Below are 15,427 nucleotides of genomic sequence, written 5' to 3' on the forward strand. Positions count from 1 at the left end.
CACAGTGGATCTGCATTCACTGAAGATCCACTGTGGGAGCGAGCTTGCTCGCGATGAGGCCGGTTTAGACAATAAAAGTCTTATTGGATGATCAAGTTGTTGAACAACAAATCCTCAACCACCGGCTTGCCGGTTTCGTCGTTCATGATTTGCTGGGTCTGCTTCAGGGCTTCCTGACGCAGCTTTTCCTTGGCCTCGACGTTGTTCATCGCCTCGGTAGTCTGCTGGGCAAACAACGCCACCAGTTGATTACGAATCAACGGTTCGTTGGCTTTGACCAATTTGGTCGCTTCTTCCCCGGTCACTCGCAACGCCACATCGGCCTTGTAGACCTTGAGCTTCGGTGTGCCGTCCAGCCCGTAGTTACCCACGAACGGCGGGCTCAGGGTGATGTAATTGACCTTCGGAGCTTCTTTGCCTTCTTCGGCCATCGCTGCCACGGGCAGAGACAGGGCCAGCAACAACATGATCCACGCTTTCACAATTCGCTCCTTATCCGGTTTGCGGCCTAGCATAACGACCCGTCGCACAAGCACAAGCTTATGGCTGACTATCAGGGCCGGGCATGCTCGTTGACCCGTCGACTCACACACCTACACTTATCGGCCATCACTCCCAAAGGAATAGCCCTGATGAAAGCCGTGCTGTGCAAAGCCTTCGGCCCTGCCGAATCGCTGGTGCTGGAAGACGTCGCCAGTCCTGTTGCGAAGAAGAATGAAATCCTGCTGGATGTGCACGTCGCCGGGGTGAATTTCCCGGACACGTTGATCATCGAGGGCAAATACCAGTTCAAACCGCCCTTCCCGTTTTCCCCGGGTGGCGAAGCGGCTGGTGTGGTCAGCGCGGTGGGTGAAAACGTCAGTCACCTCAAGGTCGGTGATCGGGTCATGGCCCTGACCGGTTGGGGCAGTTTCGCCGAACAGGTCGCGGTGCCGGGCTACAACGCGCTGCCAATCCCGCCATCAATGGACTTCAACACCGCCGCCGCTTTTAGCATGACCTACGGCACTTCGATGCACGCGCTCAAGCAACGAGGCAATCTGCAACCCGGTGAAACCCTGCTGGTGCTCGGCGCTTCCGGTGGCGTCGGCCTGGCGGCGGTGGAAATCGGCAAAGCCATGGGCGCCCGCGTGATCGCCGCCGCCAGCAGCGCCGAAAAACTCGCGGTGGCCAAGGCTGCCGGCGCCGATGAGCTGATCAACTACAGCGAAACCAGCCTCAAGGACGAAATCAAACGCCTGACCGATGGCCAGGGCGCCGACGTGATCTACGACCCGGTGGGTGGCGACCTGTTCGACCAGGCCATCCGCGCCATTGCCTGGAATGGACGCCTGCTGGTGGTCGGCTTTGCCAGCGGTCGTATTCCGGAATTGCCGGTCAATCTCGCGCTGCTCAAAGGTGCAGCGGTGATCGGCGTGTTCTGGGGCTCGTTCGCCCAACGCCAGCCTCAAGACAACGCAGCGAACTTCCAGCAATTGTTTGGCTGGTTTGCCGAAGGCAAGTTGAAGCCGCTGGTGTCGCAGGTGTATCCGCTGAGCAACGCGGCGCAGGCGATTAATGATCTGGGCCAGCGCAAGGCAGTCGGGAAAGTGGTGGTGCAGGTTCGCTGAGCCCAATGAAGCGGTCTGGACTTCAAATGAAAGTGTTCAGACTGCTTACTTCCCATTCAAACGTAGGACATTTCCCAAAGCCTCGTCCTACCCTGGACCGAAATGCGGCATGAAGACCTGCAAGTAACCTTTCCCACAACGTCCTTCATTTATGCCTGAGCGACATGTTCATAAAAGAACATGCAATCTTCAACATTTCCTCTATTTGGCCGATGCGAACCGGTGCTATTTTCGGTAACGAAACTGTAACATTCGCATCCGCAGTCAAAACAAGAAATCTGGAGCTCTTGAATGTTTGCTTTCTTTCGTCCTGCCGCACATCAGGCTCCATTGCCTGATGAACAAATAGACAGCACCTACCGACGCCTTCGCTGGCAGATCTTCGCCGGGATTTTCGTTGGCTATGCGGGTTATTACTTGCTGCGCAAGAACTTCTCCCTGGCCATGCCTTACCTGATCGACGAGGGTTACACCCGTGGTCAGCTGGGGTTGGCGATGTCGGCGATCGCGATTGCCTACGGTTTGTCGAAGTTCCTCATGGGCCTGGTGTCCGACCGCTCCAACCCGCGTTACTTCCTGCCCTTCGGCCTGCTGGTATCGGCGGGGGTGATGTTCATTTTCGGTTTCGCACCGTGGGCTACGTCCAGCGTCACGATGATGTTCATCCTGCTCTTCATCAACGGCTGGGCCCAGGGCATGGGTTGGCCGCCGAGTGGCCGGACCATGGTGCACTGGTGGTCGCAAAAGGAACGGGGTGGCGTGGTGTCCGTGTGGAACGTGGCGCACAACGTCGGCGGTGGCCTGATCGGCCCGCTGTTCTTGCTCGGCATGGGCTTGTTCAATGACTGGCACGCGGCATTCTACGTACCGGCGGCGGTGGCTCTGGCGGTGGCAGTGTTCGCCTTCATGACCATGCGCGACACCCCGCAATCGGTTGGCCTGCCGCCGATCGAGAAGTACAAAAACGATTACCCGGAAGGCTACGACGCCAGCCACGAAGACGAATTCAGCGCCAAGGAAATCTTCGTCAAATACGTGCTGCACAACAAAATGCTCTGGTACATCGCCATGGCCAACGTCTTCGTCTACCTGCTGCGCTACGGCGTATTGGACTGGGCACCGACTTACCTGAAGGAAGCCAAAGGCTTCAGCGTGGATAAGACGTCGTGGGCGTACTTCTTCTACGAGTGGGCAGGTATTCCGGGCACGCTGCTGTGCGGCTGGATGTCGGACAAGATCTTCCGTGGCAACCGTGGCCTGACCGGCATGGTGTTCATGGCATTGGTGACTGTGGCGACCCTGGTGTATTGGCTCAACCCGGCCGGCAATCCGACCGTGGACATGATCGCGCTAGTCTCGATTGGCTTCCTGATTTACGGCCCGGTGATGCTGATCGGCCTGCAAGCGCTGGAACTGGCGCCGAAGAAAGCCGCCGGTACGGCAGCGGGCTTCACGGGTCTGTTCGGGTATCTGGGTGGTTCGGTCGCGGCCAGTGCAGCGATGGGCTACACCGTGGACCATTTTGGCTGGGACGGCGGCTTTGTGCTGCTGATCGGTGCATGCCTGCTGGCGATGGCCTTCCTCGCGCCGACGCTGTGGCACAAGCAAGTCGCCAGTCAGAGCCGCGAAGCAATCGCTTGATCGGCGTTTGATTTGCAGCGCTTGAGCCGTGCCTCCAGATTCCGGTCTGGCATGGCGTGGCTACGCAGGGCGTTGGCGGTCTGCTCGACATAATCGCGAGTGGTGCCGTAACGCCCGCAAGCGTTATCGAACACATGGCTCAGCACGTGATCCGGCAAGTTGCCGGCATAGCTGGGCAGGTGTCGCTCCAATACAAATCCCAATGCCTGAACCTGGCTTCCGTCTTCGAGGCGGCAGTTGAGCCAGTGTGGGCGATAGGACGGGAATGGCATTTCGCGCTGCCACAAGGCGTAGAGCGAAGCGTCGAGTTGTTCTTCGGGTAAGCGGTAAGCGAAACCGCTGCAAGAGCCGCCGCGATCCAGGCCAAACACCAGGCCAGGCACTTCCGGTGTGCCGCGATGCTCGTGGGACCACAGGTACAAACCGCGATGGTAGCCATGCACCCGACCCCGCACACGTTCCACCGCCGGGCATTCAGGCCGCCAGATCAGCGAGCCGTAAGCAAACAGCCAGACCGGCCCGCCCTTGTGGCGCGCCATGGTCGACTGCATCGAGCTGAGCAATTGTTCGTGCGTATGCTGCGGCCCCAGATCGAGCCGCGGAGGGTAAGCCAAATTCAAAAAAGCAGATTCAATGGCGCTCATGGCGAATAGCGTTCAGCTCCCCGCGGGTCAAGAATTACTTAATAGAACGCACCGCTGTAACAATAAGGCACATGTGTTTTAAGGCAATTTAAGTGCCATGGCACAGTTCTAAAGCAATCGCCTGAATGAGATATAACCTATCGGTATTTATACAATTCTATAAATACCGATCGGCTATATGGAGAGTTATAACGATTAGGACCTGGGATCAAGATCGTGGATCAAGATCGTGGATCAAGATCGTGGATCAAGATCGCGGATCAACATCGCGGATCAAGATCGAGGCGCGTACGCAAACACATCCGCGCGCATCTGATGAGCGTCCATCCCGGCGTTGACCAGAGCGTCCAGCGTGCCGTAGACCATGGCCGGAGAGCCGCTGGCGTAGACATGCAGGGATTTCAGATCAGGAAAGTCCTCACACACCGCCTCATGCAACATGCCGTAACGCCCCTGCCAGCCGCCTTGATCGCTGACGACTTTATGCAGAAACAGGTTGGGCAATTTCAACCATTCGCCCCAATGTTCGACCTCATAAAAATCTTCAGGACGACGCACGCCCCAATACAAATGCACCGGATGTTTGAAGCCCGCGGCACGGCAATGTTCGATCAGGCTATGGATCTGGCCCATGCCGGTGCCAGCGGCAATCAGCACCAACGGACCGTCCGGCAATTCCGCCAGATGGGTGTCGCCGAACGGCATTTCAATCCGCACCATCGGGTTGCGTTGCAGCTGTTCGATCAGGCTCAGTGCACTGCTTTCGCGCGCCAGCACATGGATTTCCAGATCACGCCCGCCGTGCGGCGCCGAGGCCAGGGAGAACGCGGATTTCTCGCCGTTCTCGCGCTCGATCATCAGGTACTGACCGGCGTGATAGCGCGGCGGCTTGCCGGCCGGCGCTCGCAGACGCACACGCCAGGTATCGCCGCCGACGTCCCTGCATTCAATGACCTGACACGACAAGCTGCGCACCGGCAATTCTCCCCGCGCGAGCACGCCATCCCACAGCACGATGCAGTCTTCCAGCGGCTCTGCTATGCAAGTGTAGAACTCGCCATGGTCGCGCACACCGCCTTCCTGTTCGACCCGCCCTTCCACCAGCAGCGCGGCGCACACGTGACAATTGCCGTTTCGGCAGCTTTGTGGGCATTCATAGCCCAGACGCCGCGCGCCGTCGAGAATCCGCTCGCCGGGCAGAATCTGTAGCACTGCTCCGGAGGGCTGCAAGGTTACACGCATCAATCTATTCCTAACTGATTCCAGATGGCATCGATCCGTTGGGTCACGGCTTCATCCTTGACGATCACCCGGCCCCACTCGCGAGTGGTTTCGCCCGGCCATTTATGCGTGGCATCGAGCCCCATCTTCGAACCCAGGCCGGAGATCGGCGAGGCGAAGTCCAGGTAGTCGATCGGCGTGTTGTCGATCATCACCGTGTCGCGCTTGGGGTCCATGCGCGTGGTGATGGCCCAGATCACGTCGTTCCAGTCGCGTGCGTTGATATCGTCGTCAGTGACGATAACGAACTTGGTGTACATGAACTGTCGCAAAAACGACCAGACACCGAGCATTACCCGCTTGGCATGGCCGGGATACGACTTCTTCATGGTCACGATGGCCATGCGGTACGAGCAGCCTTCGGGCGGCAGATAGAAGTCGGTGATCTCCGGGAACTGCTTCTGCAGGATCGGCACAAACACTTCGTTCAGCGCCACGCCGAGAATCGCCGGCTCATCCGGCGGACGGCCGGTGTAGGTACTGTGATAAATCGGTTTGATCCGGTGGGTGATGCGTTCGACAGTGAACACCGGAAAGCTGTCGACTTCGTTGTAGTAGCCGGTGTGGTCGCCGTACGGGCCTTCATCGGCCATTTCGCCCGGATGGATCACGCCTTCAAGGATGATCTCGGCCGTCGCCGGTACCTGCAGATCGTTACCGCGGCATTTCACCAGTTCGGTGCGGTTACCGCGCAACAAGCCAGCGAAAGCATATTCGGAAAGGCTGTCCGGTACCGGCGTTACAGCGCCAAGAATGGTCGCCGGGTCGGCGCCCAGCGCCACGGACACCGGGAACGGTTGGCCAGGATGCTTCTCGCACCACTCGCGGTAATCCAGCGCGCCGCCACGGTGGCTCAGCCAACGCATGATGACCTTGTTGCGGCCGATCACTTGCTGACGGTAGATGCCGAGGTTCTGGCGATCCTTGTTTGGGCCTTTGGTGACGGTCAGCCCCCAGGTGATCAGCGGGCCCACGTCGCCGGGCCAGCAGGTCTGCACTGGCAGCATCGCCAGATCGACGTCGTCGCCTTCGATGACCACTTCCTGGCAGACCGCGTCTTTGACGACTTTCGGTGCCATGGCGATGATCTTGCGGAAGATCGGCAGCTTGGACCAGGCATCTTTCAGGCCTTTCGGCGGCTCGGGCTCCTTGAGGAACGCCAGCAGTTTGCCGATCTCGCGCAATTCGCTGACCGCCTCTGCGCCCATGCCCAGCGCCACGCGCTCAGGGGTGCCGAAGAGGTTGCCGAGCACTGGGATGTCGTACCCGGTAGGGTTTTCGAACAAAAGCGCCGGGCCTTTTGCCCGCAGCGTGCGATCACAGACTTCGGTCATCTCCAGTACTGGAGAAACGGGGATCCGGATGCGTTTCAACTCTCCGCGCTGCTCAAGCTGCTGCACGAAATCCCGAAGATCCTTGAATTTCATTGATGATGGCACCCGTAAAATAGGCGTACATCCTACCTGCTCTAGCAGCCAAACAGCAGCCCGTCAGTGGCCCGCACCGATCAATTTTGATTGGCGCTCAGCATCACCGGGGTAAACAACGGGCTCAATCTGGCACTGCCAATGTCCGACAGATGATCCTCATCCCTGTACTGCGAATGACCGTTGACTTCGATATTGCAGATGCCGCGCGAGCACATTAGCGGCGTCGGGTCGATGACATGCACGCCAGGATCTGCGGCGCTCATCGAGTCGAACAGGGCACTGAGAAAGTGCTGCCTTGCCAAGTGTTCCTCAAGCGGGCGCCCCAGCCCCTCGACCGATCCGCCGATACGCGCCAAGCTCGTCAAGCGAGAAACGCTGCCCTTGCGCTGCAGCGGCACTTCCTTGAACAACCAGACCTGCGCACCCGCCTCTCTTAACGCCGCCACCCGTGCCTTGAGAGCCTTGGCCATGCGCTGCTCGGCTTGTGCCGTGTCGTCGCGCTCGTTGAGCAGCACTTTTTTATCGCCGTCTTCACGGCCGTAAACGTTAAGGCTCCAGTTGGATACCAGTACCACATCCTTGATCTTCAGGCTGCGAACGCGCTCCATTGTTCGCTCGTTGAAATCGTTGCAGCGCTGGCGTTGATCGTCGCTGAGAACCGGCGAACAGGCACTCATGCTGTACAGCCACACGGGGTGACCTTCAACTTGTGCGTTGTGTTCGATGGCCGGTAACAGCGCCGCGGCATGACTGTCGCCCCAGAACATCTTCGTTGCCGCAATACCGGTGTTGCCACCGACCAGGCACGCCTTGTCCAGATTCTTGTCCGAGGTCACCAGCATGCATTTCATCTGCCCGGCCTTCCAGTCCCGAGACTCTGCGTATTCCAGGGCCTTGCCGGTAAGACGCTGAGGAAAGCCATCGGCCGATCGCACGGCCGAACCTATGACCGCCAGGGCTGCCATTGCCAGCAAACCGCCCAACAACACGGGTCTACGCCCTGCCATTACGCGTTTTTCGCGGAAAGGAAGCTCGACGAAGCGCCAGCTCACCCACGCAAGACCCACCGCCAGTCCAATCCAGCCTGCAGCCTCAACTGACTGAATACCGTCAATCGATATGGCATTGGCGTAGACGTAGACCGGCCAGTGCCACAGATACAGGGAATAGGAGATCAATCCGATCCATACCAGCGCGCGGGCACTCAAGACTTTACCGACCCATGTCGAACCCTGGCCACCCGACCAGATCATGGCGGTCGCCCCAAGAACAGGCAGTAACGCAGCCCAGCCCGGGAATGCGGTGGATTTATTGAACGTGAAAACAGCAACAAGGACCGCGACCAGGCCAGCCAGCGCTACTGACTGATAGAACCAAGGCCGCGCCGAGTATCTCGACGCAGGCAAAACAGCCAGCATGGCACCGCACAACAGTTCCCAGGCGCGAGTCGGCAGCGAGAAGAAAGCCACGTTAGGCTTAGGGTCGATATAGGCGACGTTCAGCCCGAATGACACCAAAAGCACGGCAAACAGCATCCAGCGCCAATGGCGAACATGGCGCATCAACAACGCCATCAACAGTGGAAAGAAAATGTAGTACTGCTCTTCAACGGCTAAAGACCAGGTGTGAAGCAGCGGTTTCAAATCCGACGCGGGCTGAAAGTAGCCATCCTCTCGCATGAACAGAATGTTCGATGCAAAAAGCGCCTGATAACGGATCGTCCGTCCCAGCTCCGAGAAGTCCCTGGCCGTCAGTAACAGCCAGCCGAGCGCCAGCGTCACCAGCATCACCACGGTCAAGGCTGGAATGATGCGCCGGGCACGGCGCGCCCAGAAATCGACGAAGCTGAAACGCTGCGCACTGATCTCGCGGAACAGGATGGTGGTAATCAGGAAGCCGGAAATGACAAAGAAGACATCGACGCCGACAAAGCCACCGCTGAACGTGCTGAACCCGAAGTGGAACAGCACGACAGGAATAACGGCCAGAGCCCGCAAACCATCGATATCACGGCGATTGCCAAACGTGTGCATGACGTCCCTTGTCGTTTCAGATACAAAACCGATTAAAAAAGGGGCTCACCGATAGCGCGAATGGGGATATTCGACGGAGGTCAACTGAGGACGTACCTGTCAGAACACGCGATCAATCGCCAGCAAGATCAACGCAGGGAACGCCCGACGATGGATCAGCTGTGAGCGGGCGGTGACGCCCGTGGAATGGGCGGCAGTTTACAGTACGCGGTGTATGTATCCAGATACAAATGTCGCGATACAAATATCGCGCGCAAAAAAAAGCGCCCTTTCAGGGGGCGCCCTTTTTAAGCGTGTTTCGACTTACTTGCGTTTCATCGACAGGAAGAACTCATCGTTGGTCTTGGTCGTTTTCAGCTTGTCGACCAGAAACTCAATGGCAGCGATTTCGTCCATCGGGTGCAGCAGCTTGCGAAGGATCCACATGCGTTGCAACTCGTCGTCGGCCGTCAGCAACTCTTCGCGGCGGGTGCCGGAACGGTTGATGTTGATGGCCGGGAAGACGCGTTTTTCGGCGATGCGGCGATCCAGAGGCAGTTCCATGTTGCCCGTGCCTTTGAATTCTTCGTAGATCACTTCGTCCATCTTCGAGCCGGTTTCAACCAGCGCGGTAGCGATGATGGTCAGCGAACCGCCTTCTTCGATGTTCCGCGCGGCGCCGAAGAAACGTTTTGGTTTCTCCAGGGCGTGGGCATCGACACCACCGGTGAGTACTTTGCCGGAGCTCGGGATCACGGTGTTGTAGGCGCGAGCCAGACGGGTGATGGAGTCGAGCAGAATCACCACGTCCTTCTTGTGTTCGACCAGGCGCTTGGCCTTCTCGATCACCATTTCGGCTACCTGTACGTGGCGGGTTGGCGGCTCGTCGAACGTCGAGGCAACCACTTCGCCGCGCACGGTGCGCTGCATTTCGGTAACTTCTTCCGGACGTTCGTCGATCAGCAATACGATCAGATGAACTTCAGGATTGTTACGCGCGATGTTCGCTGCGATGTTCTGCAGCATGATCGTTTTACCGGCTTTCGGCGGTGCAACGATCAGACCGCGCTGGCCTTTGCCGATCGGAGCGCACAGGTCGATGACACGACCGGTCAAGTCTTCGGTGGAACCGTTGCCGGCTTCCATCTTCATGCGCACGGTCGGGAACAGCGGGGTCAGGTTCTCGAAGAGAATCTTGTTTTTCGCGTTCTCGGGACGGTCGTAGTTGATCGTGTCGACCTTGAGCAGCGCGAAATAACGCTCGCCTTCCTTTGGAGGGCGGATCTTGCCAACGATGGTGTCACCGGTGCGCAAGTTGAAACGACGGATCTGGCTCGGCGAGACGTAAATATCGTCTGGGCCTGCAAGATAGGAAGCGTCAGCGGAGCGAAGGAAGCCGAAGCCGTCCTGGAGAATCTCCAGCACGCCATCACCGGAGATTTCCTCGCCGCTTTTAGCGTGCTTTTTGAGCAGGGAGAAAATCACGTCCTGCTTGCGCGAACGGGCCATATTTTCTATGCCCATCTGTTCGGCCAATTCGAGCAGTTCGGTAATCGGCTTTTGCTTGAGTTCAGTCAGATTCATATAGGAATGACGTAATCATTTATGGAGGGGGGGAAATTAAGCTTTTGGCTTAATGAGGCCGCGCCGCAGAGAAGGCGACAGGATCGCGTACTTATTCGAAAAGGAGTGCGTCGGCGACGGCTAGTAGGGGGCAATGGAGAAACCAGTGCGGGGCCGAATGTACCACCTGAGTTTCGGAGCGTCTAGCCCTCAATAACGAAAAGGCCCCGCAATATGCGGGGCCTTTTTGATGACGCTTTAAACGACGCTTAGATGTTGGCGTCGAGGAAAGCAGCCAGTTGCGACTTCGACAGTGCGCCGACCTTGGTCGCTTCAACGTTGCCGTTCTTGAACAGCATCAGCGTCGGGATACCACGCACGCCATGCTTGGCCGGAGTTTCCTGGTTCTCGTCGATGTTCAATTTGGCAACGGTCAGCTTGCCTTTGTAGGTTTCAGCAATTTCGTCCAAAACAGGAGCGATCATTTTGCAAGGGCCGCACCATTCAGCCCAGTAGTCGACCAGTACAGCGCCTTCGGCCTTGAGGACGTCGACGTCGAAGCTAGCGTCGGTGACGTGTTTAATAAGATCGCTGCTCATGGAAGTCTCCAGGTTGTAAGCAAAAAAACGTGGCCCATCATAGCCGCCCTTCCCTCGTTCAGGAAGGTGCAGATGATTGAGTCTCGCTATGGTGCCGCATGAGTTTGGGTATAGCTCAAGTCACGAGGTGGCGGGAGCGACGAAGGCAATTGCGGTGCGCAGGGCGGCAAATCAACCGGCGACTGCACGAACACAACTTTGCCTGGCTGAATGCTGATTACCCGCAGCGCGCTCCCAACAGGTCGGTGTTGTGCACCACCGGCAGAAAGTCGAACTGATAAGTCATATAAGCAGGTGGCGATTGCGCGGGCGCTGGCAATGTCGCCGAAGGTCTTGCTGTGCGATGAGATTACGTCGGCGCTGGATCCGGAGCTGGTCAACGAAGTGCTGAGCGTGGTTCGGCAACTGGCGAAGGAAGGGATGACGCTGATTATGCGTCACCCATGAGATGCGCTTTGCGCGGGAGGTTGGGGATAAGTTGGTGTTTATGCCTCAGGGGAAGGTGCATGAGGTGGCGGATCCGACGATTTTGTTTGCCAGCCCGCAGACAGCCGAGCTGGCGAATTTCATCGGGACGGCTGAACACGCCATCTGATCGTTCCCACGCTCTGCGTGGGAATGTCTCAACGGACGCTCTGCGTCCGCTTTTGGGACGCGGAGCGTCCCGGGCTGCATTCCTTTGCTGCGCGTGGGAACGATCGGCAATAAACCGTACGCGTTGGCGGCAGCGTTTGATCGTGGCACGATGTCGAGGTTAACGACCGAGACCCCCTGACCATGCCGCAATCTCAAGCCAAGAATCTGTCCCTGATCGCCGCAATTGACCTGGGCTCCAACAGCTTTCACATGGTCGTGGCCAAGGCCCAAAACGGCGAAATCCGTATTCTCGAACGTCTCGGGGAGAAGGTTCAGCTGGCCGCCGGCATCAACGATGAGCGCCAGCTCAGTGAAGAATCCATGCAACGCGGGCTCGATTGCCTGAAACGTTTTGCCCAACTGATCAGCGGTATGCCGCCCGGCGCCGTGCGGATCGTCGGCACCAACGCCCTGCGTGAAGCCCGTAACCGTGTCGAATTCATCCGCCGCGCAGAAGAAATTCTTGGCCACCCGGTGGAAGTCATCTCCGGCCGTGAAGAAGCGCGTCTGATCTACCTCGGCGTTTCCCACACCCTCGCCGACACCCCGGGCAAGCGCCTGGTGGCCGACATCGGCGGCGGCAGCACCGAATTCATCATCGGCCAGCGCTTCGAACCGCTGCTGCGCGAAAGCCTGCAAATGGGCTGCGTGAGTTTCACTCAGCGCTATTTCAAGGACGGCAAGATCACCCCGGCTCGCTACGCCCAGGCGTACACGGCGGCGCGGCTGGAGATCATGAGCATCGAACACGCCCTGCACCGCCTGACCTGGGATGAAGCCATCGGCTCCTCGGGCACCATTCGCGCCATTGGTCTGGCGCTGAAGGCCGGGGGGCATGGCACTGGCGAGGTCAATGCCGAAGGCCTGGCCTGGCTCAAGCGCAAGCTGTTCAAACTCGGCGACGCCGAGAAGATCGACTTCGAAGGCATCAAGCCCGACCGTCGGGCGATCTTCCCGGCGGGCCTGGCAATTCTCGAAGCGATCTTCGACGCGCTCGAACTGCAACGCATGGACCACTGTGAAGGCGCCCTGCGCGAAGGCGTGCTCTATGACCTGCTGGGCCGTCATCATCACGAAGACGTCCGTGAGCGCACGCTCAGCTCGTTGATGGAGCGTTATCACGTCGATCTGGAACAAGCGGTGCGCGTTGAGCGCAAGGCGTTGCATGCCTTCGATCAAGTGGCTGAGGATTGGGACCTGGATGACGGCGTCTGGCGCGAATTGCTCGGCTGGGCAGCCAAGGTTCATGAAGTGGGCCTGGACATCGCTCACTATCACTACCACAAGCACGGCGCCTACCTGATCGAGCACTCGGACCTGGCCGGGTTCTCTCGCGAAGACCAGCAAATGCTCGCGTTATTGGTGCGTGGCCACCGACGCAATATTCCCCGGGACAAATTTGCCGAGTTTGGCGATGAAGGCATCAAGCTGATTCGCCTGTGCGTGCTGCTGCGCTTTGCGATCCTGTTCCATCACATCCGCGGCACCCAGGAAATGCCTCAGGTCGTGCTGCACGCCAATGGCGACAGCCTGGATGTGCTGTTCCCGGAAAACTGGCTGGACGAAAACCAGCTGACCCAGGCGGACTTCGGTCTGGAAGCAGATTGGCTGACCCGGGTTGGCTTCGTGCTCAACGTGCGCTGAAACACGCACCTGCAGGAGCACAGCTTGCCGGCGATGGCGATCTCACGGGCGCCATCGCGGCAAGCTGTGCTCCTACAGGGTTCGATGAAAACAAAAATGGCGATCCGCAGGGATCGCCATTTTTTTCACTCGATGTTTGCGTTATCGGACCGCAAGAATCGGGCTACCCAAACGCTCCAGCAGGGTTGCCTGGGCGCTGCGCGGGTTCTGGTTGCCGGTCGGCGTGTTGCGGATGTAACGGCCGTCCGCCTGCAAGCTCCAGCTGTGAGTGTTATCGGTGAGATAAAGCTCCAGCTCTTTCTTGACCCGCATGATCAGCTTCTTGCCCTCGACCGGGAAGCAAGTCTCGACGCGCTTGTCGAGGTTGCGCTCCATCCAGTCGGCACTGGACAGGAACATCTGCTCTTCGCCGCCATTGAGGAAGTAAAAGACCCGGGTGTGCTCCAGGAAGCGCCCGATGATCGAGCGTACGTGGATGTTATGCGAAACCCCGGCGATGCCCGGACGCAGGCAGCACATGCCACGCACCACCAGATCGATACGCACCCCGGACTGACTGGCCTTGTACAGCGCGCGGATAATCTTCGGATCGGTCAGCGAGTTGAACTTGGCGATGATGTGCGCCGGTTTGCCGTCGAGGGCGAACTGGGTCTCGCGGGCAATCATGTCGAGCATGCCCTTCTTCAGCGTGAACGGCGCGTGCAGCAGCTTCTTCATGCGCAGGGTTTTACCCATGCCGATCAACTGGCTGAACAGTTTGCCGACGTCTTCGCACAAAGCGTCGTCGGACGTCAGCAGGCTGTAGTCGGTGTACAGACGGGCATTCGCCGCGTGGTAGTTGCCGGTACCCAAGTGGGCGTAACGGACAATCTCACCGGCCTCGCGACGCAAAATCAGCATCATCTTGGCGTGGGTCTTGAAGCCCACCACGCCGTAAATCACCACCGCACCGGCCGCTTGCAGACGGCTGGCCAGTTGCAGGTTGGACTCTTCGTCGAACCTCGCCCGCAATTCAATCACCGCGGTGACTTCCTTGCCGTTCCGCGCAGCATCGACCAGCGCATCGACGATTTCCGAGTTGGCGCCGGAGCGGTACAGGGTCTGACGGACCGCCAATACATGCGGGTCCTTGGCCGCCTGGCGCAGCAGGTCGACCACCGGCGTGAACGACTCGAACGGGTGCAGCAACAGGATGTCCTGCTTGCTGATCACACTGAAAATGTTCTCGCTGTTCTGCAGCAGTTTCGGGATCTGCGGGGTGAACGGCATGTATTGCAGCTCACGCTGACTGTCCAGACCAGTGATGCTGAACAGGCGGGTCAGGTTGACCGGACCGTTGACCTGGTACAGCTCGGTTTCGTGCAGGTTGAACTGCTTGAGCAAATAGTCGGACAACTGTTTCGGGCAGGTGTCGGCAACTTCAAGACGCACCGCGTCACCGTAGCGACGGGAGAACAACTCGCCGCGCAGGGCGCGGGCCAGGTCTTCTACATCTTCGGTGTCGACGGAAAGGTCGGCGTTACGGGTCAGGCGGAACTGGTAGCAGCCCTTGACCTTCATGCCCTGGAACAAGTCATCGGCGTGAGCGTGGATCATCGACGACAGGAACACGTAGTTGTCGCCAGAGCCGCCGACTTCTTCCGGCAACTTGATGACGCGCGGCAACAGACGTGGCGCCGGGATGATCGCCAGACCGGAATCGCGGCCGAAGGCGTCAATACCTTCGAGCTCGACGATAAAGTTCAGGCTCTTGTTGACCAGCAACGGGAACGGGTGCGTCGGGTCGAGGCCGATCGGGGTAATGATCGGCGCGATCTCGTCGCGGAAATAGCGGCGCACCCAGGTTTTGATCTTGGTGGTCCAGTGACGTCGGCGGATGAAGCGGACCTGATGCTTTTCCAGTTCCGGCAACAGAATGTCGTTGAGGATCGCGTACTGGCGGTCGACGTGACCGTGTACCAGTTCACTGATGCGGGCCAGGGCCTGATGTGGTTGCAGGCCATCGGCGCCAGCCTGTTCACGGGCGAAGGTGATCTGCTTCTTCAGGCCGGCCACACGAATCTCGAAGAACTCGTCCAGGTTGCTGGAGAAGATCAGCAGAAACTTCAGCCGCTCCAGCAACGGGTAGGACTCGTCCAGCGCCTGTTCCAGCACGCGGATGTTGAACTGCAGTTGCGAGAGCTCGCGATGGATGTAGAGGCTGCTGTCATCCAGGCCGGGAATGGCAATCGCCGGCGCCGCATGTGCGGGTTCGGCCACCACCGCGGGTGGAGCAGGCTCCAGTTCCGGCGGGGCTTCGGCGATTTGCTCCACCACAGGTTGAGCGTCTTTTACGGCAACTTCAGTGAGGACTTCGGTATTCATCGA

The 15,427-nt window shown here is 58.7% G+C and carries 11 protein-coding genes and 2 pseudogenes; 4 read left to right on the plus strand and 9 right to left on the minus strand.

Annotated elements, in window-relative coordinates:
* Window positions 1-80: 80 nt before the first annotated feature.
* Window positions 81-482: a flagellar basal body-associated protein FliL gene (locus ACYZTR_RS27155; RefSeq protein ID WP_461975295.1), complete on the minus strand. Its 402-nt coding sequence runs from the start codon at window positions 480-482 to the stop codon at window positions 81-83.
* Window positions 483-632: 150 nt separating this feature from the next.
* On the opposite strand from ACYZTR_RS27155, the gene ACYZTR_RS27160 reads away from it, so the two are divergent.
* Together ACYZTR_RS27160 and glpT are read left to right on the plus strand one after the other, a co-directional pair.
* Window positions 633-1,610, plus strand: a complete 978-nt coding sequence (locus ACYZTR_RS27160; protein ID WP_461975297.1) for an NADPH:quinone oxidoreductase family protein — start codon at window positions 633-635, stop codon at window positions 1,608-1,610.
* Between the two features lie 291 nt (window positions 1,611-1,901).
* Window positions 1,902-3,251, plus strand: coding sequence for a glycerol-3-phosphate transporter (glpT, locus tag ACYZTR_RS27165; RefSeq protein ID WP_461975299.1), 1,350 nt, complete (start codon window positions 1,902-1,904; stop codon window positions 3,249-3,251).
* On the opposite strand, the gene ACYZTR_RS27170 is transcribed toward glpT, so the two are convergent.
* The 7 genes and pseudogenes from ACYZTR_RS27170 to ACYZTR_RS27200 all read right to left on the minus strand — a co-directional run.
* A complete protein-coding gene (locus ACYZTR_RS27170; RefSeq protein ID WP_461975301.1) occupies window positions 3,227-3,895 on the minus strand; it encodes a gamma-glutamylcyclotransferase in 669 nt (222 codons plus the stop codon). The two genes, glpT and ACYZTR_RS27170, sit on opposite strands and share 25 nt — an antisense overlap.
* Window positions 3,896-4,168: 273 nt before the next feature.
* Complete coding sequence (locus tag ACYZTR_RS27175) at window positions 4,169-5,137, minus strand: CDP-6-deoxy-delta-3,4-glucoseen reductase (RefSeq protein ID WP_461975303.1); 969 nt, start codon at window positions 5,135-5,137, stop codon at window positions 4,169-4,171.
* Window positions 5,137-6,603 (minus strand): 4-hydroxy-3-polyprenylbenzoate decarboxylase, encoded by a 1,467-nt coding sequence (ubiD, locus tag ACYZTR_RS27180; RefSeq protein WP_461975304.1) that lies wholly within the window; start codon window positions 6,601-6,603, stop codon window positions 5,137-5,139. Before ubiD ends, ACYZTR_RS27175 begins: the two co-directional genes overlap by 1 nt.
* 80 nt (window positions 6,604-6,683) lie before the next feature.
* Entirely contained in the window at window positions 6,684-8,639 is a 1,956-nt protein-coding gene (locus tag ACYZTR_RS27185) for an acyltransferase family protein (protein ID WP_461975306.1), read from the minus strand.
* A 303-nt stretch (window positions 8,640-8,942) separates the two neighbouring features.
* On the minus strand, window positions 8,943-10,202 hold the full coding sequence (gene rho, locus ACYZTR_RS27190) for a transcription termination factor Rho (RefSeq protein WP_007942421.1): 1,260 nt from the start codon (window positions 10,200-10,202) through the stop codon (window positions 8,943-8,945).
* Between the two features lie 248 nt (window positions 10,203-10,450).
* Complete coding sequence (trxA, locus tag ACYZTR_RS27195) at window positions 10,451-10,780, minus strand: thioredoxin TrxA (protein WP_008150340.1); 330 nt, start codon at window positions 10,778-10,780, stop codon at window positions 10,451-10,453.
* A 164-nt stretch (window positions 10,781-10,944) separates the two neighbouring features.
* Window positions 10,945-11,064: pseudogene (locus ACYZTR_RS27200) on the minus strand (GntR family transcriptional regulator); the annotation flags it as partial.
* A 4-nt stretch (window positions 11,065-11,068) separates the two neighbouring features.
* On the opposite strand from ACYZTR_RS27200, the pseudogene ACYZTR_RS27205 reads away from it, so the two are divergent.
* Both ACYZTR_RS27205 and ppx read left to right on the plus strand, forming a co-directional pair.
* Window positions 11,069-11,375 (plus strand): annotated as a pseudogene (locus ACYZTR_RS27205) (ATP-binding cassette domain-containing protein); the annotation flags it as partial.
* Between the two features lie 182 nt (window positions 11,376-11,557).
* Window positions 11,558-13,060 carry an exopolyphosphatase gene (gene ppx, locus ACYZTR_RS27210; RefSeq protein ID WP_461975308.1) on the plus strand — a complete coding sequence of 501 codons (1,503 nt, stop codon included), beginning with the start codon at window positions 11,558-11,560 and terminating at the stop codon, window positions 13,058-13,060.
* Between the two features lie 141 nt (window positions 13,061-13,201).
* On the opposite strand, the gene ppk1 is transcribed toward ppx, so the two are convergent.
* Window positions 13,202-15,424, minus strand: coding sequence for a polyphosphate kinase 1 (ppk1, locus tag ACYZTR_RS27215; RefSeq protein ID WP_461975310.1), 2,223 nt, complete (start codon window positions 15,422-15,424; stop codon window positions 13,202-13,204).
* Between the last annotated feature and the right edge of the window lie 3 nt (window positions 15,425-15,427).

Source organism: Pseudomonas sp. Hz4 (genome assembly GCF_054898165.1).

What these genes read in the sequence shown, in the direction of transcription:
- glpT (WP_461975299.1), top strand. Translation starts at nt 1,902, where the DNA reads ATGTTTGCTTTCTTTCGTCCTGCCGCACATCAGGCTCCATTGCCTGAT.
- rho (WP_007942421.1), bottom strand. Translation starts at nt 10,202, where the DNA reads ATGAATCTGACTGAACTCAAGCAAAAGCCGATTACCGAACTGCTCGAA.
- ACYZTR_RS27185 (WP_461975306.1), bottom strand. Translation starts at nt 8,639, where the DNA reads ATGCACACGTTTGGCAATCGCCGTGATATCGATGGTTTGCGGGCTCTG.
- ppk1 (WP_461975310.1), bottom strand. Translation starts at nt 15,424, where the DNA reads ATGAATACCGAAGTCCTCACTGAAGTTGCCGTAAAAGACGCTCAACCT.
- trxA (WP_008150340.1), bottom strand. Translation starts at nt 10,780, where the DNA reads ATGAGCAGCGATCTTATTAAACACGTCACCGACGCTAGCTTCGACGTC.
- ppx (WP_461975308.1), top strand. Translation starts at nt 11,558, where the DNA reads ATGCCGCAATCTCAAGCCAAGAATCTGTCCCTGATCGCCGCAATTGAC.
- ubiD (WP_461975304.1), bottom strand. Translation starts at nt 6,603, where the DNA reads ATGAAATTCAAGGATCTTCGGGATTTCGTGCAGCAGCTTGAGCAGCGC.
- ACYZTR_RS27170 (WP_461975301.1), bottom strand. Translation starts at nt 3,895, where the DNA reads ATGAGCGCCATTGAATCTGCTTTTTTGAATTTGGCTTACCCTCCGCGG.
- ACYZTR_RS27175 (WP_461975303.1), bottom strand. Translation starts at nt 5,137, where the DNA reads ATGCGTGTAACCTTGCAGCCCTCCGGAGCAGTGCTACAGATTCTGCCC.
- ACYZTR_RS27160 (WP_461975297.1), top strand. Translation starts at nt 633, where the DNA reads ATGAAAGCCGTGCTGTGCAAAGCCTTCGGCCCTGCCGAATCGCTGGTG.